This window comes from Micromonospora aurantiaca ATCC 27029 (assembly GCF_000145235.1).
GTDB lineage: Bacteria > Actinomycetota > Actinomycetes > Mycobacteriales > Micromonosporaceae > Micromonospora > Micromonospora aurantiaca.
Genome location: NC_014391.1, coordinates 1,366,200 through 1,385,848 on the forward strand (window position 1 = coordinate 1,366,200; position 19,649 = coordinate 1,385,848).

At 73.2% G+C, this 19,649-nt stretch carries 20 protein-coding genes and 3 tRNA genes; 17 read left to right on the forward strand and 6 right to left on the reverse strand.

The window, feature by feature from the left end; genetic code table 11:
• Position 1 precedes the first annotated feature (1 nt).
• Together ahpD and MICAU_RS06575 are read right to left on the reverse strand one after the other, a co-directional pair.
• Positions 2 to 532 (reverse strand): alkylhydroperoxidase, AhpD family, encoded by a 531-nt coding sequence (gene ahpD / locus MICAU_RS06570; RefSeq protein ID WP_013284513.1) that lies wholly within the window; start codon positions 530 to 532, stop codon positions 2 to 4.
• Between the two features lie 2 nt (positions 533 to 534).
• Complete coding sequence (locus tag MICAU_RS06575; RefSeq protein ID WP_013284514.1) at positions 535 to 1,095, reverse strand: peroxiredoxin; 561 nt, start codon at positions 1,093 to 1,095, stop codon at positions 535 to 537.
• A gap of 315 nt (positions 1,096 to 1,410) precedes the next feature.
• Between MICAU_RS06575 and cimA the strand changes: the two genes are divergently transcribed.
• On the forward strand, positions 1,411 to 3,009 hold the full coding sequence (cimA, locus tag MICAU_RS06580) for a citramalate synthase (RefSeq protein WP_013284515.1): 1,599 nt from the start codon (positions 1,411 to 1,413) through the stop codon (positions 3,007 to 3,009).
• A gap of 1 nt (position 3,010) precedes the next feature.
• Here cimA and MICAU_RS06585 read toward each other — a convergent pair whose 3' ends face one another.
• On the reverse strand, positions 3,011 to 3,994 hold the full coding sequence (locus MICAU_RS06585; protein WP_013284516.1) for an endonuclease/exonuclease/phosphatase family protein: 984 nt from the start codon (positions 3,992 to 3,994) through the stop codon (positions 3,011 to 3,013).
• Positions 3,995 to 4,283: 289 nt separating this feature from the next.
• On the opposite strand from MICAU_RS06585, the gene MICAU_RS06590 reads away from it, so the two are divergent.
• The 9 genes from MICAU_RS06590 to MICAU_RS06630 all read left to right on the forward strand — a co-directional run bounded on the left by MICAU_RS06590 (position 4,284) and on the right by MICAU_RS06630 (position 11,689).
• The gene (locus MICAU_RS06590) at positions 4,284 to 4,805 is read left to right on the forward strand and encodes a hypothetical protein (protein WP_013284517.1); all 522 of its coding nucleotides are present in this window, start codon (positions 4,284 to 4,286) and stop codon (positions 4,803 to 4,805) included.
• 192 nt (positions 4,806 to 4,997) lie between these two features.
• Positions 4,998 to 6,047, forward strand: coding sequence for an AAA family ATPase (locus MICAU_RS06595; RefSeq protein ID WP_013284518.1), 1,050 nt, complete (start codon positions 4,998 to 5,000; stop codon positions 6,045 to 6,047).
• Entirely contained in the window at positions 6,044 to 7,060 is a 1,017-nt protein-coding gene (locus MICAU_RS06600; RefSeq protein ID WP_013284519.1) for a DUF58 domain-containing protein, read from the forward strand. The genes MICAU_RS06595 and MICAU_RS06600 overlap by 4 nt, the downstream gene beginning before the upstream one ends.
• Entirely contained in the window at positions 7,057 to 8,016 is a 960-nt protein-coding gene (locus MICAU_RS06605) for a VWA domain-containing protein (RefSeq protein WP_013284520.1), read from the forward strand. Before MICAU_RS06600 ends, MICAU_RS06605 begins: the two co-directional genes overlap by 4 nt.
• A gap of 39 nt (positions 8,017 to 8,055) precedes the next feature.
• A complete protein-coding gene (locus tag MICAU_RS06610; RefSeq protein ID WP_013284521.1) occupies positions 8,056 to 8,916 on the forward strand; it encodes a S1C family serine protease in 861 nt (286 codons plus the stop codon).
• Between the two features lie 174 nt (positions 8,917 to 9,090).
• Complete coding sequence (locus MICAU_RS06615; RefSeq protein ID WP_013284522.1) at positions 9,091 to 9,387, forward strand: hypothetical protein; 297 nt, start codon at positions 9,091 to 9,093, stop codon at positions 9,385 to 9,387.
• 9 nt (positions 9,388 to 9,396) lie between these two features.
• Positions 9,397 to 9,822, forward strand: coding sequence for an alternative ribosome rescue aminoacyl-tRNA hydrolase ArfB (gene arfB / locus MICAU_RS06620; protein WP_013284523.1), 426 nt, complete (start codon positions 9,397 to 9,399; stop codon positions 9,820 to 9,822).
• 49 nt (positions 9,823 to 9,871) lie between these two features.
• Complete coding sequence (locus tag MICAU_RS06625) at positions 9,872 to 10,444, forward strand: GNAT family N-acetyltransferase (RefSeq protein WP_013284524.1); 573 nt, start codon at positions 9,872 to 9,874, stop codon at positions 10,442 to 10,444.
• A gap of 87 nt (positions 10,445 to 10,531) precedes the next feature.
• Complete coding sequence (locus MICAU_RS06630; protein WP_013284525.1) at positions 10,532 to 11,689, forward strand: cellulose binding domain-containing protein; 1,158 nt, start codon at positions 10,532 to 10,534, stop codon at positions 11,687 to 11,689.
• 24 nt (positions 11,690 to 11,713) lie between these two features.
• Here the strand turns inward: MICAU_RS06630 and MICAU_RS06635 are convergent, their stop codons facing one another.
• Together MICAU_RS06635 and MICAU_RS06640 are read right to left on the reverse strand one after the other, a co-directional pair.
• A complete protein-coding gene (locus MICAU_RS06635) occupies positions 11,714 to 12,598 on the reverse strand; it encodes a hypothetical protein (RefSeq protein WP_013284526.1) in 885 nt (294 codons plus the stop codon).
• Between the two features lie 34 nt (positions 12,599 to 12,632).
• Positions 12,633 to 14,174 (reverse strand): hypothetical protein, encoded by a 1,542-nt coding sequence (locus MICAU_RS06640; protein WP_013284527.1) that lies wholly within the window; start codon positions 14,172 to 14,174, stop codon positions 12,633 to 12,635.
• Positions 14,175 to 14,390: 216 nt separating this feature from the next.
• Between MICAU_RS06640 and MICAU_RS06645 the strand changes: the two genes are divergently transcribed.
• From MICAU_RS06645 to MICAU_RS06660, 4 genes are all read left to right on the forward strand, one after another.
• Positions 14,391 to 15,194, forward strand: coding sequence for a fumarylacetoacetate hydrolase family protein (locus MICAU_RS06645; protein WP_013284528.1), 804 nt, complete (start codon positions 14,391 to 14,393; stop codon positions 15,192 to 15,194).
• Between the two features lie 107 nt (positions 15,195 to 15,301).
• Positions 15,302 to 15,373: transfer RNA gene (locus MICAU_RS06650), tRNA-Gln, on the forward strand.
• A gap of 76 nt (positions 15,374 to 15,449) precedes the next feature.
• A tRNA-Glu gene (locus MICAU_RS06655) sits at positions 15,450 to 15,522 on the forward strand.
• A gap of 150 nt (positions 15,523 to 15,672) precedes the next feature.
• A tRNA-Glu gene (locus MICAU_RS06660) sits at positions 15,673 to 15,745 on the forward strand.
• 223 nt (positions 15,746 to 15,968) lie between these two features.
• Here the strand turns inward: MICAU_RS06660 and MICAU_RS06665 are convergent.
• A complete protein-coding gene (locus MICAU_RS06665; protein WP_013284529.1) occupies positions 15,969 to 16,655 on the reverse strand; it encodes an IclR family transcriptional regulator in 687 nt (228 codons plus the stop codon).
• A 49-nt stretch (positions 16,656 to 16,704) separates the two neighbouring features.
• On the opposite strand from MICAU_RS06665, the gene leuC reads away from it, so the two are divergent.
• The 3 genes from leuC (at position 16,705) to MICAU_RS06680 (ending at position 19,519) form a co-directional block, all read left to right on the forward strand.
• On the forward strand, positions 16,705 to 18,147 hold the full coding sequence (leuC, locus tag MICAU_RS06670) for a 3-isopropylmalate dehydratase large subunit (protein WP_013284530.1): 1,443 nt from the start codon (positions 16,705 to 16,707) through the stop codon (positions 18,145 to 18,147).
• A gap of 13 nt (positions 18,148 to 18,160) precedes the next feature.
• The gene (gene leuD / locus MICAU_RS06675; protein WP_013284531.1) at positions 18,161 to 18,748 is read left to right on the forward strand and encodes a 3-isopropylmalate dehydratase small subunit; all 588 of its coding nucleotides are present in this window, start codon (positions 18,161 to 18,163) and stop codon (positions 18,746 to 18,748) included.
• A gap of 159 nt (positions 18,749 to 18,907) precedes the next feature.
• Positions 18,908 to 19,519 (forward strand): HU family DNA-binding protein, encoded by a 612-nt coding sequence (locus MICAU_RS06680; RefSeq protein WP_013284532.1) that lies wholly within the window; start codon positions 18,908 to 18,910, stop codon positions 19,517 to 19,519.
• Positions 19,520 to 19,649: the final 130 nt, after the last annotated feature.

Here is a 19,649-nt window from a genome sequence, read left to right on the forward strand (position 1 = left end):
ATCAGGCCAGTGCGGCCTCCGCGTCCAGGGTCACCGCGGCGGCGTGTACGACGGCGGCGATCCGCAGCCCCTCGTGCACCTGCTCACGGCTGAACCCGGCCGCGCGCAGCGTCTTCTCGTGCGACTCCAGGCAGACGCCGCAGCCGGTGATCGCCGAGACGGCGAGGCACCACAGCTCGAAGTCGGTCTTCTCCACACCGGGGCGGGCGATGATCTGCATTCGCAGCCGGGCCGGCAGCGACGCGTACTGCTCGTCGCCGATCAGGTGCTTGGCCCGGTAGTAGACGTTGTTCATCGCCATGACCGCCGCCGCGCCCTTGGCCGCCTCGACCGCCTCGGGCGTGAGGTGACCGGCCGCCTCGGCGGCGATCTCCCGCAGCACCACCGGGTTGCGGGCCGCCACCGCGCAGGCCAGGGCGGTGCCCCACGCCTGCTCCGGCTTCAGCGTCGAGGTGGTGATGGTGGAGCCGAGGTTGAGCCGGATGTCCTTGGCGTACTCGGGCAGGCCCGCCTTGATCGCGTCCAGGCCCATGGTCAGGCCCCGGCGCCGGCGAGGAGCGCCTTGGCGTCGAGCGTCGCGCCGCCGGAGTTCCAGTTGCATGGGCACAGCTCGTCGGTCTGAAGGGCGTCGAGCACCCGCAGCACCTCGGAGACGTTGCGGCCGACCGAACCGGCGGTCACCATGACGAACTGGATCTCGTTGTTCGGGTCCACGATGAAGGTGGCCCGCTGCGCGACACCGTCGGCGCCGAGCACACCGCAGGCGGAGGTCAGCTCACGCTTGATGTCGCTGAGCATCGGGAAGGGCAGCACGCGCAGGTCCGGGTGGTCCTTGCGCCAGGCGTAGTGGACGAACTCGTTGTCGACGGAGACGCCGAGCACCTGGGCGTCGCGGTCGGCGAACTCGCCGTTGAGGCGACCGAACTCGGCGATCTCGGTGGGGCAGACGAAGGTGAAGTCCTTCGGCCAGAAGAACACGACGCGCCACTGGCCCTCGTGGGACTTGTGGTTGATCGTCTCGAACGCCTTGTCGGCGTCGAGCGACACGCAGGCGGTGAGTTCGTACTCGGGGAAGTGGTCACCGACAGTGAGCACGGGTCCTCCTTGAACGTGGCCGGGCGAGGTGGCCGGGCCAGTAACTGGATCAGTTCAAGATTCTTCCGTAGCCCCGTTTGCGCTCGTGGCGGGCGGTGGCCGGGTGTGAAGACGATCACCGCACGCGCGATCGTCCCGGAATATGGGTTTCGCCTCCCAAAACCGGAGCCGGGGTGGCAGAGTACGGGTCGTGACCAGCTTCGTCCTGATCATTAGCAGCTAGCGCGCCGGCCCTTCCCCCGCCGAGCGCGCAGACCTCCCGCATCCGCGGGGGGTCTTTTTGTTTGCTCCCCAGGGCACGAGAAGAGGACTCCGATGACGTTCCAGGTGTACGACACGACGCTGCGCGACGGCGCGCAGCGCGAAGGGCTCACGTACTCGGTGGTCGACAAGCTGGCGGTGGCCCGCCTGCTCGACGACCTCGGAGTCGGCTTCATCGAGGGCGGCTGGCCGGGCGCGGTGCCGAAGGACACCGAGTTCTTCCGCCGCGCCCGCACCGAGCTGGAGCTGCGGCACGCGATCCTGGTCGCCTTCGGGGCCACCCGCAAGGCCGGCCTCGCGGTCGAGGACGACCCGCAGGTGCGCGGCCTGCTCGACGCCCGGACCCCGGCCGTGGCCCTGGTCGCCAAGGCGGACCTGCGGCACGTGGAGCGCGCGCTGCGCACCACCGCCGAGGAGAACCTCGCCATGATCCGCGACACCGTGTCGTACCTGGTGGCGCAGGGGCGGCGCGTCTTCGTCGACGGGGAGCACTGCTTCGACGGGTTCCGGTTCGACCCGGGCTACACCGCCGCCGTGGCGGAGACCGCGCTGGCCGCCGGCGCCGAGCGGTTCGTGCTCTGCGACACCAACGGCGGCATGCTGCCCTCCCAGGTCACCGCCGTGGTCGAGCAACTGGTGGCGCGGACCGGCATCGCGCCGGAACGACTCGGCATGCACGCCCAGAACGACACCGCCTGCGCGGTCGCCAACACCATCGCCGCGGTCGAGGCGGGCGTCCGGCACGTGCAGGGCACCGCCAACGGGTACGGCGAGCGCCCCGGCAACGCCGACATCTTCGCGATCGTCGCGAACCTCCAGCTCAAGCTGGGCATGCCCGTCCTACCGGAGGGCTGCCTGGAACAGATGGTGCGGGTCTCGCACGCCATCTCCGAGATCGCCAACATCGCCCCCGACACCCACCAGGCCTACGTCGGGGCCGCCGCCTTCGCTCACAAGGCGGGGCTGCACGCGAGCGCGATCAAGGTCGACCCGTTGCTCTACAACCACGTGGAACCCGCTGTGGTGGGCAACGACATGCGGATCCTGGTGACCGAGATGGCCGGCCGGGCCAGCATCGAGCTCAAGAGCCGCGAGCTCGGTCTGGACCTGGCCGGCCATCCGGACGCCCTGTCCCGGGTCACCGGGCGGGTCAAGGAGCTGGAGGCCGACGGCTGGTCGTTCGAGGCCGCCGACGCCTCGTTCGAGCTGCTGGTCCGCTCCGAGCTGCCGGATGCCGCGCCGGCCCGGCCGTTCGCGCTGGAGTCGTACCGGGTGATCGTCGAGCACCGCGAGGACGGCGCGGTGGTCTCCGAGGCGACGGTGAAGATCCGGGTACGCGGCGAGCGGGTGATCGCCACCGCCGAGGGCAACGGCCCGGTCAACGCGCTGGACGAGGCGCTGCGTGTCGGCCTGGCCCGGCACTACCCGGAGCTGCGCGAGTTCGAGCTGGCCGACTACAAGGTGCGCATCCTGGAGGGCAGCCACGGCACCGGCGCTGTCACGCGCGTACTCGTGGAGACCGCCGGCGCCGGCCGCGACTGGACCACAGTGGGCGTGCACCCGAACGTGGTCGAGGCGAGCTGGCACGCCCTGGTCGACGCGCTCACCTACGGCCTGGACCGGGCCCGGGTGCCGGGCGGGAGCGCGGCCTGACTCACCCGGCCGGCAGGCGCAGCTCGGCCAGCAGCGCGCGGTGGTCGCTGCCCGGCACCGGGTAGGTGCGGGCGGCGCGCACCGCGATGCGCCGGTCCACGAGGACGTGGTCGATGGTGACCGGCGGGATCGGGTCGCCGTCGTACGGGCCCCAGGTGCCGCCGAACCCCGCCCCGGCCGCGTCCGCCGCGTCGGTGTAGCCGGTGGCGATCAGGTCCCGCAGCGCCGCGTGGTCGAGCGTGGCGTTGAAGTCGCCGGCCAGCACGCTCAGCCCGCCGTCCGGGGTGGCAGGCGGCTGGGCGCGCTGGTCGGTCCACCAGTCCGGCACCACGTGCGGGGCGTACGGCGCGGCCGGGTGCGCCGACTCCACCCGCAGCGGTGGCGCACCCGGGACGGTCACCGTGACGTACGCCTGGGTGAAGAAGAAGCCCTTGTTGCGCCGGTGACCGGTGTCGCGCAGCGGGTGCCGGGCGTACACGCCGGAGCCGGTCGAGCCGACCTCGGGGGTCAGCGACCGGTGCGGCAACAGCTCGGCCAGGCCGAGCCGGTCCAGCTCGGCCGCCAGCGGCGGGGTGAGCTCCTGCACCGTGAGGACGTCGACCCGCCGAGTCCGGACCAGGTCCACGAGCGCCGCCGGGTCGGCCGAGCCGAGGCGCAGGTTGGCGGTGAGCAGCCGCAGCGTCGGCCCGTCGGCGGCGGGCCGGTCGCCGGGGACCGCACGGGGCGCCACCGCGCCGATCAGCGCCAGCGCGGCCAGGACCGCGACCACCGCCGGGGTGCGGCGCCGCAGGGCGAGTGCCGCCACCGCCACGACCGGGGCCACGGCGGCGGCGTACGGCGTGAACGCGACCGCCTGCACCAGCGGACCGTGTTCCAGCCCGGTCAGGCGTACCAGCGCCCACGCGGCGACCGGTGCGACGGCGAGCCAGTATGCGGCGGTGGCCAGGCGGCCGCCCCGGGTGCCGGCCCGGGCTGGTCGCGGCATGGTGATCACGACGGTGAGGCTACCCGGAGCCGGGTCGGCGCGATGCCCTCCGAAACAATTTCGTGAATTGTTCCTCGCAATTTTGCGGCCATCTTTGCCGATCGGTCGGACACGCAATAACGCTATTGACCGCCCACATTTTCCGGTGCTAGGTTCCACCTGGTTGAGACGTCGCGACTCTCTGTAGTAAGGCCAGCTCACGAGCGGTGCGCTCCCGAGCGGATGCCCGATGATCCGCAATTTGACGCGCGCAGTCGCCGTATCACCACGGTCTACAAAGGGAGAACTCATGGCCACATTCTTCAAGCGGAAGGCGACGGTGGTGGCGCTTGCCGCGCTGTCGCTCAGCCTGGCCGGTGGCGGGATCGCCGCTGCCGCCCAGCCGGAGGCGAAGCCGCAGCCCGGCCCGCGGCACTCCACGGCGCAGCCGCCGGTGACCGCCGTCGAGCGGCAGGCCGCCCGGACCGCGATGCGGGCCACCCTGGCCCCGCCGGCCGCCGGCCAGGTCGCCTGGGCCGTCGTGGCGGCCAACGGCACGCTGTTGCAGCACTCCGGCAACGTGGTGTCCTCGTTCCGGTTCACCCCGGGCATCGGGGTGTCGCCGGGGCAGTACCAGGTGCTGCTGGACTACAACGTGTCCGCCAAGGCGTACGTGGCGACCATCGGCACGAACGACACGGCGAACGTGCCGCCGGCCGGTGAGGTGTCGGTCGCGCCCCGCACGCTCACCCCGAACGCCGTCTTCGTGCAGACGCGCAGCTCCTCCGGCAGCGCCTCGGACCGGCCGTTCCACCTGGTCATCGCCAACTGATCCGTCCGGCCCCGCACCGGCCCCCGCTCCGGCGGGGGCCGGTGTCGTGTTCCGTGCCCCTCCGGCCGGTGCCGCGCCGCTTCGTGTCGTTCCCGCCCGGCTGGGGAGAAGCTGCCGGTCCGGCCCGCCGACCACCGCCCAGGGGCCGATAATCCGACGTTTGTCGCCGGTCCTGTCCGGGAAGCAAGCACCGTGACGGACATCTCGGACACCCCGGCCAGCGTGCTCAGCCCGGTCGACGCCGACGCGAGCGGCGTCGAGCTGGAACAGACCCTCGTCGAGGTCAAACGCGTGATCGTCGGGCAGGATCGGCTCGTCGACCGCCTGCTCACCGCCCTGATCGCCGACGGGCACTGCCTGCTGGAGGGCGTACCGGGGGTGGCCAAGACGCTGGCGGCGCAGACACTCGCCACAGTGGTCGGTGGCACGTTCTCCCGGATCCAGTTCACCCCTGACCTGGTCCCCTCCGACATCGTCGGCACGCGCATCTACCGCGCCTCCACCGAACAGTTCGACGTGGAGCTGGGGCCGATCATGGCGAACCTGGTGCTCGCCGACGAGATCAACCGGGCCCCGGCCAAGGTGCAGTCGGCGCTGCTCGAGGCGATGGCCGAGCGGCAGGTCTCCATCGCCGGCCGGAGCTGGCCGGTGCCGGACCCGTTCCTGGTCCTGGCCACCCAGAACCCGATCGAGTCCGAGGGTGTCTACCAGCTCCCGGAGGCACAGCGCGACCGCTTCCTGATGAAGGTGGTGGTCGACTACCCGAGCGACGCCGACGAGCTGGCCATCCTCTACCGGATGAGCACCGACCGGCCCACCGCGCGTACCGTGCTCGACCCGGTCCGGCTGCGCGAACTGCAGCGCCGCGCCACCGACGTCTTCGTCCACCACGCGCTCGCCGAGTACGTGGTCCGCCTCATCCTCGCCACCCGCGACCCGGAGCGCTTCGGCCTGCCCGACGTCGCGCCCCTGCTGGCGTACGGGGCCAGCCCCCGGGCCACGCTCGGCCTGGTGGCCGCCGCCCGCGCCCAGGCGCTCATCCACGGCCGGGACTACGTGCTCCCCGAGGACATCCGGGAACTCGCGGTGGACGTGCTGGCGCACCGGCTCGTGCTCTCCTTCGACGCGATCGCCGACGGGATCTCCGGCGAGGACGTGGTGCGCCGCGTGATCGAGGCGGTGCCGCCGCCCCGGCTGGTGAACGGGCCCACCGAGACGGTGAACGACCTGGCGGCGGCATGACCGGCGAGGCCGGACCCGGGCTCGCCGATCTCGCCCCGGACCAGCGGCTGCGCCGGCTGGAGCTGACGGTGACCCGGCGGCTCGACGGGCTGCTGCACGGCCGGTACCGCGGCCTGCTCCCCGGACCGGGCAGCGAGGCGGCCGGCAGCCGCGAGTACCGCCCCGGCGAGGACGAGGTGCGCCGGATGGACTGGGCGGTCACCGCCCGGACCACCGTTCCGCACGTCCGGGAGGTCGACGCGGACCGGGAACTGACCACCTGGCTGCTCGTCGACGCCAGCCCCAGCATGGAGTACGGCACGTCCACGCTGGACAAACGGGAACTGGCGGTGGCCGCCGTCGCGGCGATCGGCTTCCTCACCGCCGGAGTCGGCAACCGGCTCGGCGCCCAGGTGCTCACCCCGGACGGGCTGCGCCGGTTTCCGGCCCGCAGCGGGCGTACCCATCTGCTCGGGCTGCTCCGCGCGCTGCTCGGCGCTCCGCGTACCGGCGACCTGCCGGACTCCGGCGGTGCGGGCGCGGCCGGCGCGGGCCGGACGGACGCGGTGCCGGGCCTGGCCGACGGGCTGGACGGCCTTCAGCGTGTCGCCACCCGGCGCGGGCTCGTGGTGATCGTCTCCGACTTCCTCGACGAGCTGCCCGACGACCCGGACGCGGCGCCGCCGCCGTGGGCCGCCGCGCTGCGCCGCCTCGCGGTACGGCACCAGGTGCTTGCCGTCGAGGTGACCGACCCGCGCGAGCTGGAACTGCCGGACGTCGGCCTGGTCACGCTCGTCGACCCGGAGAGCGGCCGGCACCGCGAGGTGTGGACCGGTGACCCGGGCCTGCGCGAGCGGTACGCGCATGCCGCCGCCGAGCAGCGCGACCAGGTACGCCGCACGCTGCGCCGGGCCGGCGCGACCCACCTGGCGCTGCGCACCGACCGGGACTGGTGCGCGGACGTCGTCCGGTACGTGCACGAGCAGCGCCGGCTGGCCACCGTGCCGGCCGCGGCCCGCGGAGGTGTCGCATGACCTGGCAGTCACCCGCCCGCCTCTGGCTGCTGCTCGCCGTCGTCGCGCTGGTCGCCGGCTACCTGGTGCTGCAACGGCGGCAGAGCCGGTACGCGGTGCGCTTCACCAACCTGCGCCTGCTCGACCGGGTCGCCCCGCGCCGCCCGGCCTGGCGGCGGCACGTCCCGGCGGGCCTGTTCCTCGCCATGCTGGCGCTGCTCGTGGTCGGGTTCGCCCGGCCCGAGGCGGAGGTGCGGGTGCCCCGGGAGCGGGCCACGGTGATGGTCGCGGTGGACGTCTCCACCTCGATGCTCGCCGGTGACGTGGACCCGGACCGGCTGACAGCGGCCAAGGAGGCGGGCCGGCGGTTCGTCGACGGGCTGCCGGACGAGTTCAACGTCGGCCTCGTCGCGTTCGCCGGCAGCGCGGCGGTGCTGGTGCCGCCGAGCACCGACCGGGAGGCGCTGCACGACGGGATCGGGCGGCTGGCCGAGGGCATCACCGGCGTGCAGGGCACCGCCATCGGCGAGGCGATCAGCACCTCGCTCGGCGCGGTCAAGAGCCTGGACGCCACCGCCGCCAAGGATCCGCCGCCGGCCCGGATCATCATCCTCTCCGACGGCGCGAACACCTCCGGCATGGACCCGATGGAGGCCGCCGACCAGGCGGTCGCCGCGAAGGTGCCGGTGCACACCATCTCCTTCGGCACGCCCGGCGGCTCGGTCGACAGGGGTGGCCGGGCGATCCAGGTGCCGGTGGACGGCCAGACGCTGCGGGCGGTCGCCGAGCAGACCGGCGGGGGCTTCCACGAGGCGTCCACCACCGCCGAGCTGAAGGACGTCTACGAGGACATCGGCACCTCGGTCGGCTACCGCACCGAGCGGCAGGACATCTCGGCCCGCTTCATCGGCCTCGGGCTGGTCCTGGCGATGGGCGCCGCGGCCGGCTCGCTGCGGTGGTTCTCCCGGCTGCCCTGACCCGCACACCACTACCGCACGACATGTGAGGAGCCAGGCATGGCAGTGCAGACCGGACTCGGCGAGCCACGCGGACCGTGGTTCGTCTCGCCGGAGCTGGACCCGGACGGGCGCGGCTACCGGGACGTACCCGGGGGCGGGCCGGAGGCCGGGCGGCGTAGCGTGCGCCACCGGCTGCTGAGCGTGGCGGCGGTGGTGGCGCTCTCCACCGTCTCCGGCGCGGCGGCCGGCACCTGGGCGGCCGACCGGGGCGCGCCGGGACCGGCAGCGGCGTCCGCCGCGCCGGTGCCGGCGGAGCTGATCACCGCCGCCGGCAAGACGGTGCCCGGGGTGGTGTCGGTGATGGTCGGGGGCCGCTCCGGCGCGTCCGCGTCCGGCTCCGGGTTCGCCATCGACAACGAGCAGCACATCGTCACCAACGACCACATCCTGGCCCGGGGCGGTGCCGGCGCGGTGACTGTGGAGACGTCGGACGGACGGCGCTTCCCGGCCGAGGTGGTGGGCCGGGAACCGGCCAGCGACCTGGCCGTGCTGAAGGTGCCCGCGTCGGCCGGGTTGCCGCCGTTGCCGCTGGCAAAGGCGAACTCGACGAGAGTGGGGGAGCCGGTGCTCGCGGTCGGGTCGCCGCTCGGGCTCGCCGGGACGGTCACCGCCGGCATCGTCAGCGCGCTCAACCGGCAGGTACGGATCGGCAACGGCCGGCACACGGCGGTGCAGACCGACGCCTCGATCAACCCGGGCAACTCCGGTGGCCCGCTGGTGAACGCGCGCGGTGAGGTGGTCGGCGTGAACACGGCGATCGCCACCATCGACGGCAACGGCTCCATCGGTATCGGCTTCGCCATCCCGATCGACCAGGTCCAGCAGACCGCCGACACCATCATCGGCCGGGGCGGCTGAGTCGTCTGCGCGGCCACCCGCGCGGGCCCGGCCTGGCGCCCGCGCGGGGTTGCCCTGCCGCCCCTCCCGGCGCTGACCTGCACAAGCGTCGCAAGATCGGTGCGAAGTGTCGGATATCCGGCGTGGGATCATTGGGCCATAGAAATATTACGCTGAGTATGAATACTGGCGGAGGTGGAGCAAGCTGTCATTGCGGCCCTCCTCGTGGTGGGCCTGATCATCGGCGCCGGTGTCGGCGCGTCCTACGCGCGTGCGAAACGCGGCTGGACCGACTACCAGACCATCCGGACCAGCGTCCCCGGCGCCCGGCGCAACGCCTGGCTCGCGATCCGGGGCGTCGTCGTCAAGCTCGCGGTGATCGCCCTGCTGCTCGTCGGCGCGGCCGCGTACGCGGCGTCCGGCGGCGGCGAGGAACGGGCCGGTCCCACGCCGAGCGCCACCCCCACCCCGAGTCACCGCGCCGGGCGCTAGCCTCGGGGAGTGGACGACGGACTGCGGGTCACCGATCGGCTCACGGTGCCCGCCGCCGAGCTGCGGGAACGGTTCTCCCGCTCGTCCGGGCCCGGCGGGCAGGGAGTCAACACCACCGACTCCCGGGTGGAGCTGAGCTTCGACCTGGGCGGCTCGCCGAGCGTGCCGGAGACGCTGCGGGAACGGGCGCTGGCCCGGCTCGCCGGCCGCCTGGTCGGTGGCGTGCTGACGGTCACCGCCAGCGAGCACCGCGCCCAGCTGGCCAACCGGGAGGCGGCCCGCGAGCGGATGGCCGCGCTGCTGCGCGAGGCCGTCGCCCCGCCGCCGAAGACGCGCCGGCCGACCCGCCCCTCCCGTGGCGCCAAGGAGCGTCGCCTGGCCGAGAAGAAGCGTCAGTCGCAGCGCAAACGCGACCGCCGGGTGGACGGCGACTGACCGAAAACCTGTTGAGCCGCCGAGCGCGCCGCCCGGAGAATTCCGCCACGTGATCGACTTCTCCGTCAAGCCCACGCTCACCGGCGAGCGGGTGGTGCTGCGCCCGTTCCACGACGACGACCTGCCGGCGCTCGCCGAGATCCTGGCCGACCCGGAGGTGGCCCGGCTGACCGGCAGCCCGGCCGGCGAGGCGTTCGAGCCGTCCCGCCTGCGGGCCTGGTACGGCACCCGCAACAGCCAGGACGACCGGCTCGACCTCGCGGTGGTGGACCGGGCGAGCGGCACCTGCGTCGGCGAGGTGGTCCTCAACGAGTGGGACCGGGCCAACGCGAGCTGCAACTTCCGCACGCTGATCGGCCCCGGCGGCCGCGACCGCGGCCTCGGCACCGAGGCGGTCCGGCTGATCGTCGGGTACGGCTTCGAGCAGCTCGGCCTGCACCGCATCGGCCTGGAGGTGTTCGCGTTCAACCCGCGTGCCCGGCGCGCCTACGAGAAGGTGGGCTTCGTCGCCGAGGGGACGCTGCGGCAGGTGCTGCGCGACGGCGACGACTGGGTGGACGCCACTGTCATGTCGATCCTCGCCCCGGAGTGGAACCGGCATCGGGGGCACCCGGAGGGTTGAGTCGGAGGCGTCGAAGCGCTTCAATGCGTACGGGAGCTTCAGGGCCGTCACCGACCACCACGTCACAGTGACAGGAGTCCCTTCCGCATGTCCCGTAACCCCCTGCGCGCCGCGCTGACCGCGCTCGCCGCGCTGACCGCGCTCGCCGCGCTGCTACCGGTCCTCGCCCTCGGCCTCGCCCTCACCGCCACCACACCCCCGGCCGCCGCGGCGGCCACCCCGGTCCGCGTCATGCCGCTCGGCGACTCCATCACCGGGTCGCCCGGCTGCTGGCGGGCGCTGCTCTGGAACCGCCTCCAGTCCACCGGCCACACCGACGTCGACTTCGTCGGCACGCTCGGGCCGCAGGGCTGCGGTGTGCCGTACGACGGCGACAACGAGGGGCACGGCGGCTACCTCGCGACGAACGTGGCCAACCAGAACCTGCTGCCCGGCTGGCTGTCCGCCACCCGTCCGGACGTCGTGCTCATGCACTTCGGCACCAACGACGTGTGGAGCAACATCGCGCCCGCCACGATCCTGGCCGCGTACTCGAAGCTGGTGGACCAGATGCGGGCCGCCAACCCGGCCATGACCGTGCTGGTCGCGAAGATCATCCCGATGAACCCGGCGAGCTGTCCCGAGTGCGGCCAGCGGACGGTGGCGCTCAACTCGCTGATCGACGGCTGGGCGGCCGGGAAGACCACAGCCGCGTCGCCGATCGTGGTGGTCGACCAGTGGACCGGGTTCAGCACCGCCACCGACACGTACGACGGCGTGCACCCGAACGCCGCAGGCGACCAGAAGATGTCCGACAGGTGGTACCCGGCGCTGGTCGCCGCGCTGGGCCGCACCACGCCCGGCCCGACCACGTCCCCGACCGTCAGCCCCACGCCGTCGCCCACCGTCAGCCCGTCGCCCACGACCAGCCCGTCGCCCACGGCCAGCCCGACGCCCACGGCCGGCGGCTGCACCGCCACCTGGCGGGTCGCCGGTCAGTGGCCGGGCGGCTTCCAGGGGGAGGTGACGGTCCGCAACGGCGGCGCCGCGCCGATCGCCGGCTGGACCGTGCGCTTCCCGCTCTCCGCCGGCCAGCGGATCAGCCAGGCGTGGAGCGCGGACGTGACACAGAGCGGAACCACAGTGACCGCCCGGAACGCGAGCTGGAACGGCGCCCTGGCCCCTGCCGCCCAGACCACGTTCGGTTTCCTGGCCGACGGTGCCGTCCCGAGCCCGGTGCCGGCAGTGACCTGCGCCGCGAACTGACCCCCGCGCCGGCCGGCCCCGCGCTCAGCGGTGGTCGGCCGGCGCGGCCCGGTCCAGCGCGGCCAGCAGCCGGACCCGCAACCCGGCGGCCCGCTCGGCGAACCCGCGCTGGGCGGTGGCGTACTCGGCCCGGCCCTCCGGCGTCTCCACTCGCACCGGCGGGTAGCCCAGGTCGGCCAGGTCGTACGGGCTGGCCCGCATGTCCAGCGCCCGGATCTCCCGGGCCAGCGCGAAGCAGTCCGCCACCAGCTCGGACGGCACCAGCGGCGACAGCTTGTACGCCCACTTGTAGAGATCCATGTTGGCGTGCAGGCAGCCCGGCTGCTCCAGCGCGTGCTGACCCTCCCGGGTCGGCTGGAGCACGTTCAGCGGCCGGGCCGGAGCGGTGAAGAACCGGAACGCGTCGAAGTGGCTGCACCGCACGCCGCGCTCCTCGACCACAGCCGCCGTCGCCGCCGGGCTCAGCCGCAGCGGCCAGGCGTTGTGCCGTACCTGCTCCTGGGTCTGCCGGTAGACCATCGCCCACTCGTGCATGCCGAAGCACCCGAACTGCGCGGGGCGTCCGGCGGTGGCGGCGAGCAGCGTACGGATCCAGGTGATCGACTCGGCGCGCCGCTCGCGTACCCGATCGGTGTCGAGGGTGAGCCCGGCGGCGCCCGCCGTGTAGTCCGGGCCGAAACCGGCCGGGTCGGCGTCGCGCAGCACCACGCCCGCGCCCGGGTGCCAGCGGCGCAACTGCGCCGGGCGGTGCGAGTAGTAGGTGAACAGGAAGTCCTCCACCGGGTGCTTCACCCCGGTGCGGCGGCGTTCCAGGTGCGGCGTCAGCCAGGCGTCCACCCGCGCCTCGTGGGCGTGCCGGCGCGCCTGCCAGTCGGCCAGGTCGAGCGCGGGGGCGAGGGCGGCGGTCACACACCCCAGGGTACGACCGCCGCCCGTGCCCGGATCACGCCACGTCCACCCGCACGCCTGCCGAGAAGACGCCGCTGCGCAGCTCCAGCCGTTTCGGCGGCTCGTCGCCGCGCATGGTGAACACCAGCGGCAGCAGCACCCGCCGCCCGGCGGCCACCGGCTGGGAGAAGACGTCCCGGCCGAGGTTCGCCACCCGGGTCGCGTCCTCGTCGGCTGCCACCCAGTTGCCGCTGGGCAGGTACGCCCGCTGCAACTGCCCGTGCCAGGTCTGGTCCTCGGTCGTGAGGTTGCGCACCCCGACCGTGGCCAGGCACGGCCTGCCACCGCCGGGCGCCGGTGGCAGGACGTCGGCGCCGCAGCTCAGCCGGTAGACGGTGAACTCGAACGCGGTCTCGCGCAGCGGCTGGCCCAGCGCGCCGGTGACGCTGCTGCCCACCCACGCGCCGCTCGTCGGCTGCTTCGTGGTGTCCATCGCGGCCACCCGCTGCGTGGCCGACCAGGCCGCCGCGCCCACCACACCGGCCAGCACGGCCGCCGCCACGCCGACCACGAGCCAGACCGGCGGCCTTCGGCGGCGGCTCGCGGGCGACGGCACGGCCGTACGCGGGTAGACCGTGCCGCGCTCGGCCGGCCCACCGGTCGCGCCTGGGACCGGCCCGCCTTGGCCCGGTCCGCCTTGTACCGGCGTGCCGTGGCCCGGTCCGCTCTGGCCCGGTCCGGCTCCGCCGGGCACACCGCTTCCGGGGGCGCCGGTGTGCATGGTGCCGCCCGCGGGCGTACCGGTGGGCGTCGCCCCGCCTCCGGGGGCGCCCGTCCCGCCGCGGGCCATGCTGCCCGGTGCGGCGCTTCCCGCCGCGGTGCGCCGGCGGCGGCGCCACACCGCCCACCACACCACACCGGCGGTGACCACCAGCAGCGCCGTGAACGCGGCGAGCAGCACCGGCGGCCGTCGCCAGGCCGGGGCGGCGGTGACCTGCGCCGCCGGGGCCGTCGCGGCGCCCACCCAGGTCGCTGTGGCGCAGTCGAACGGGCGCGTGCCGTCCGAGCCGTAGACGCAGGTGGGTGCCGTCACCGAGCGGCCCGGACCGGGGACCGACAGCGCGGTGTGCAGCGTGGTGGTGCTCTTCGCAGGCAGCCGCAGCCGCCAGGTCACCTCACCGGCGCTCATCCCGGCCGGACGGCTGGTCCGCCCACCGCCGGTCACCGTGGTGGCCCGCGACCCGTTCGGCAGCTCCTGCCGGACCATGGTGTCGACGGGTGCCGTGCCGGCGTTGCGGACCTCGATCCGGTAACCCGGCGCCGGGGTGCCCGCCGCGCCCACCGCCACGCTGACCGGGGGCATCGACGGGCGGACCGGTGCCGGGCCGGTGGTCGGCACCGCCGGGGGCACCGCCGGCACGCCGGTCGGGATCGGGGTGGCCGCGGCACCGGGGATGACAGCCGGTGGTGGGGCCGGATGGGCGGGGGCGGCGGCCGCGCGGGGCGTCGCCGGGGACAGCGCCGGTACGGCGGCGATGACGCCGAGGCAGTTCACGAACACTGCCAGGGCCCTGTGGTGTCGTCTCGATGCAGGCATACCAACGAACCTCCGGACCCGAAGCTATGGTCCGGGGCCCGCCGGGCGGGTACGAAGCCGCCATTCCCGCCCTGTCCGGCGCGATCGCGCGTACCCTGTCCGGCTCCTGGCGGTCCGGTGCCGCCGCCGGCCGGCGAGGGTGTGGTGCGCGACCGCCGGGGCGTGCCGCCTGCCGGTGTCCGCCGGGCGGCCCGCGGGCGGGGATAGATTGGCCGGGTGCGTATCGCTCGTTTCGCTCATGCCAAGGGAATGTCGTTCGGGGTCGTCGAGGGCGAGCCGGAGGCCGGGCCGCAGGGCCTGACCATCGCCGAGATCGAGGGCCACCCGTTCGGGCAGATCCAGTTCTCCGGCGCCCGCTGGGCGCTCTCCGACGTCCGGCTGCTGTCGCCGATCCTGCCCAGCAAGGTGGTGTGTGTCGGCCGTAACTACGCCGAGCACGCCGCCGAGCACGGCAGCGAGGTGCCGAAGGAGCCGCTGCTCTTCCTCAAGCCGTCCACCTCGGTGATCGGCCCGCGCGACGCCATCCGGCTGCCGATCTTCTCCAAGCAGGTCGAGCACGAGGCGGAACTCGCCGTGGTGATCGGCGCCCCGGGCGCCCGCCGGGCCGACCGGGCCGCCGCCGAGCGGGCCATCTTCGGCTACACCTGCGCCAACGACGTGACCGCGCGGGACCTCCAGCGCTCCGACGGGCAGTGGACCCGCGCCAAGGGCTTCGACTCGTTCTGCCCGATCGGGCCGTGGATCACCACCGGGCTCGACGTCAGCGACCTGGAGATCCGGTGTGAGGTGGGCCGCAACCCGGAGGAGATGGAGGTACGCCAGCTCGGCCGGACCAAGGACATGGTGTTCGACGTACCGGGCCTGGTGTCGTACATCTCGCACGTGATGACGCTGCTGCCCGGCGACGTGGTGCTGACCGGCACGCCGGCGGGGGTTAGTCCGCTCACCGAGGGGGATACGGTCACCGTGCGGATCCAGGGGATCGGGGAGCTGAGCAACCCGGTGGTCCCCGTCGCCTGATTCGCTCCGATGCCTCGTTTCCGCTGGTCAGGTGGGTTTCGAGGGGTTGGATTTGGCCTGTCGGCACCGGGAGGGTAAAGTTCATTCCCGGCGCCGCAAGGGGCCAATGGGGTATGGGGTAATTGGCAGCCCGACTGATTCTGGTTCAGTTAGTCTAGGTTCGAGTCCTGGTACCCCAGCGCAACCGAGGGTTCGCGAGAACCCTCGGACGCTGGATTCCGGCAGCTCACGCTGACGGAGTGCAATGAAGGTTCTGGCCCCGTCGTCTAGCGGCCCAGGACGCCGCCCTCTCAAGGCGGTAGCGCCGGTTCGAATCCGGTCGGGGCTACAGCACCGACAGCCCGTCCCGTTTCCGGGGCGGGCTTTCTGCTGTCCGGCCCACGTGCGCAGGGGGTGACCCCCGGCGGTGGTGCCGGACGGGATGCCGCTAGACTACTGCCACACCGCCCGGCAGGGTGGTGAAGCAGGAAAAGTGCCTGGCCCCGTCGTCTAGCGGCCCAGGACGCCGCCCTCTCAAGGCGGTAGCGCCGGTTCGAATCCGGTCGGGGCTACATCCACGAACGGCCCGTCTCGCAACGCGAGGCGGGCCGTTCCGCATCCCCGCGCCCCCTCCCACCCCTCCCGCCCCCCTCTCCCGGCCCCCCACCCCCCGGGCCCTGCCGGGTTGATCATGAAGTTAGCGGCAGTCAGGGAGATCAAAAATGCCGCCAACTTCATGATCAACGCGAGGGGGGCTAGGGGCGAGAGGGTGAGGGGGGTGGGAGGGCGGGGGGGTTAGAGGCCGGAGAGGCGCTGGCCGGCTCGGACGACGGCCATGGCGTGGCGTTCGCCGGGGCGGCGGCCGAGGCGCTCGATCGGGCCGGAGATGCTGATCGCGGCGATCACCCGCCCGGTGCGGTCCCGGATCGGCGCCGAGACGCTCGCCACACCCGCCTCCCGCTCGGCGACGCTCTGCGCCCAGCCGCGCCGCCGCACCTCGGCCAGCGTGCGGCCGGTGAACTTGGAGCGGGGGAGCAGCGGCATGACCGCCTCCGGTGGCTCCCAGGCGAGCAGGATCTGCGCCGCCGAGCCGGCCGTCATCGGCAGCACCGAGCCGACCGGGACGGTGTCCCGCAGGCCGCTGGCGCGCTCGGCGGCGGCCACACAGATCCGCTCGTCGGCGCGGCGCAGGTAGAGCTGGGCGCTTTCGCCGGTGGCGTCCCGTAGCGCGGCGAGCAGCGGCTCGGCGGCGGTCAGGAGCACGTCCGGGGCCGCGTTGGCCAGCTCGCCCAGGCGTGGACCCGGGCGCCAGCGCCCCTGGGTGTCCCGGACGAGCATCCGGTGGATCTCCAGCGCCTGTGCCAGCCGGTGCGCGGTGGCCCGGGGCAGCTTGGTGCGTTCAACGAGTTCGGCCAGGCTGGCGCCGTCGACACAGGCGGCCAGGATGACCACCGCCTTGTCGAGAACGCCGACACCGCTCATACTGTGTCCCACAAGCCGAAATTTACCTCCCAGAATTTAGGATGTCCAGATGGTGGGAGTCACTCAACCGAGGACCCTGGCCGAGAAGGTCTGGGACGCACACGTGGTCCGCTCCGCCGCCGGCGAGCCGGACCTGCTCTTCATCGACCTGCACTTGCTGCACGAGGTGACCAGCCCGCAGGCGTTCGACGGGCTGCGTCTGGCCGGGCGCGGGGTCCGCCGTACCGACCTGACGATCGCGACCGAGGACCACAACACCCCGACCGGGTACGACGACCCGGCGTTCCGTTCCCGGCGCGGCGACCTGCTCACGATCGCGGACCCCACCTCCCGCACACAGATCGAGACGCTGCGCCGCAACTGCGCCGAGTTCGGTGTCCGCCTGCACCCGCTGGGCGACGAGAACCAGGGCATCGTGCACGTCATCGGCCCGCAGCTCGGCCTTACCCAGCCCGGCATGACGATCGTGTGCGGCGACTCGCACACTGCCACCCACGGCGCGTTCGGGGCGCTGGCGTTCGGCATCGGCACCAGTGAGGTCGAACACGTGCTGGCCACGCAGACGCTGCCGCAGGCCCGCCCGAAGACCATGGCCGTGAACGTCGTCGGCGAGCTGGCGCCCGGCGTCACCGCCAAGGACCTGGTGCTCGCGCTCATCGCGCAGGTCGGCACCGGCGGCGGGCGCGGTCACATCGTCGAGTACCGGGGCGAGGCGATCCGCGACCTCTCGATGGAGGGCCGGATGACGATCGCGAACATGTCCATCGAGTGGGGCGCCAAGGCCGGCATGATCGCGCCGGACGAGACCACGTTCGCGTACCTGAAGGGGCGGCCGAACGCGCCCCAGGGCGACGACTGGGACGCGGCGCTGGAGTACTGGCGGACGCTGCCCACCGACGAGGGCGCGACCTTCGACACCGAGGTCACGCTCGACGCGAGCCGGATCACGCCGTTCGTCACCTGGGGCACCAACCCCGGGCAGGGCGTGCCGCTGGGCGCGACCGTGCCGGACCCGGAGGACTTCGTCACCGAGCCGGAGCGGGTCGCCGCCCGCCGCGCGCTGGAGTACATGGACCTCACCCCGGGCACCCCGATGCGCGACCTCGCCGTGGACGTGGTGTTCGTCGGCTCCTGCACCAACGGCCGCCTGGAGGACCTGCGGGCCGCCGCCGAGGTGCTGCGCGGGCATCGGGTCGCCGACGGCGTACGCATGCTCGTGGTCCCCGGCTCCGCCGCGGTCCGCGAGGCGGCCGAGATCGAAGGGCTGGACAAGGTCTTCACCGACGCCGGCGCCGAGTGGCGCTTCGCCGGCTGCTCCATGTGCCTGGGCATGAACCCGGACACGCTGAAGCCGGGCGAGCGCTCCGCCTCGACCTCCAACCGCAACTTCGAGGGCCGCCAGGGCCGGGGCGGGCGTACCCACCTGGTGTCCCCGCCGGTCGCCGCCGCCACCGCCGTGGTCGGCCGGCTGGCCGCCCCCGCCGACCTGTAGAAGGGCAGCCGACATGGACAAGTTCACCACCCACACCGGCACGGCCGTGCCGCTGCGCCGATCCAACGTGGACACCGACCAGATCATCCCCGCCGTGTACCTCAAGCGGGTGACCCGGACCGGATTCGCCGACGGTCTGTTCAACGCGTGGCGGGAGGACCCGTCATTCGTCCTCAACGATCCCGCCCATTCGGGTGCGTCGATTCTGATCGCCGGCCCCGAGTTCGGCACCGGATCCTCCCGGGAGCACGCCGTCTGGGCGCTGCGGGACTGGGGCTTCCGGGCCGTCATCTCGCCTCGCTTCGGCGACATCTTCCGCGGCAACGCGCTCAAGGAAGGTCTCCTTCCGGTCGAGCTGGAATTGAAAGCCGTGGAAGAACTGTGGGATCTCGTGGAATCCGAGCCGACCACGCCGATCACCGTCGACCTCGCCGCCCGTCAGGTCCACGCCGGTGACGCCACCTGGGCGTTCCCGCTGGACGACCACAGCCGTTGGCGGCTGATGGAGGGCTTGGACGACATTGGACTCACCCTCCGGCACGAGGCCGAGATCAGCGCGTACGAGGCCGCCCGGCCGGCGTTCCTGCCCTCGATCGCCTGATCTCCAGCGCTATTCGCCCCCACCGGTGCATCCGGTGGGGGCGAATCCGTTGCGACACAAGGGCTTTTTTCCACCGAATGTTTGTGTCCAGGCAGCACAGGGCATACCGTGCGCGCAGAATGGCTCGCGTCGAGTCAGTTGCACAATCGGGAGGAAGTCGTGAACAAGGCCGAGCTCATCGAGGCGCTCGCCGTTCGCCTGGGGGACCGGAAGACGGCGACGGCCGCGCTCGACGCGGTTCTCGCTGAGGTCCAGGCGGCGGTCACCAAGGGCGAGAAGGTGGCGATCACCGGTTTCGGAGCGTTCGAGAAGCGCGTCCGGGGAGCCCGAACAGCGCGCAATCCGCGGACCGGCGAGGCGGTGAAGGTCAAGAAGACCTCCGTCCCGACGTTCCGGGCGGGCGCGGGCTTCAAGGAGATGGTGGCCAGCGGCAAGGTGCCCAAGGACACCGCCGCCGCGAAGAAGACCACCGGTGCCGCCAAGGCCACCGGAGGCCGGACCACCGCCGCCGCCAAGAAGACCACGGCGGCGAAGGCCACCAAGGCCACCAAGACCACCGCGACCAAGAAGGCCGCGCCGGCGAAGAAGGCCGCCGCGACCAAGACCACGGCGGCGAAGAAGACGACCGCGGCGAAGTCCACCGCGGCGAAGAAGACCACCACCGCCAAGAAGACGACCGCGGCGAAGTCCACCGCGGCGAAGAAGACCACGGCGGCGAAGAAGGCGCCCGCGAAGAAGGCGCCGGCCAAGAAGGCCGCCACCCGGCGCTGACCGGACGGCCCACGAAAGGGCGCCCACCGTTCGCGGTGGGCGCCCTTTCGCATGGGTACGCGTTGACCGCCCGCCGTCGCGCCCCGCAGAATCGCCGTGCCGAAAACCCCCGTCGGTCACGAGAAGAGGC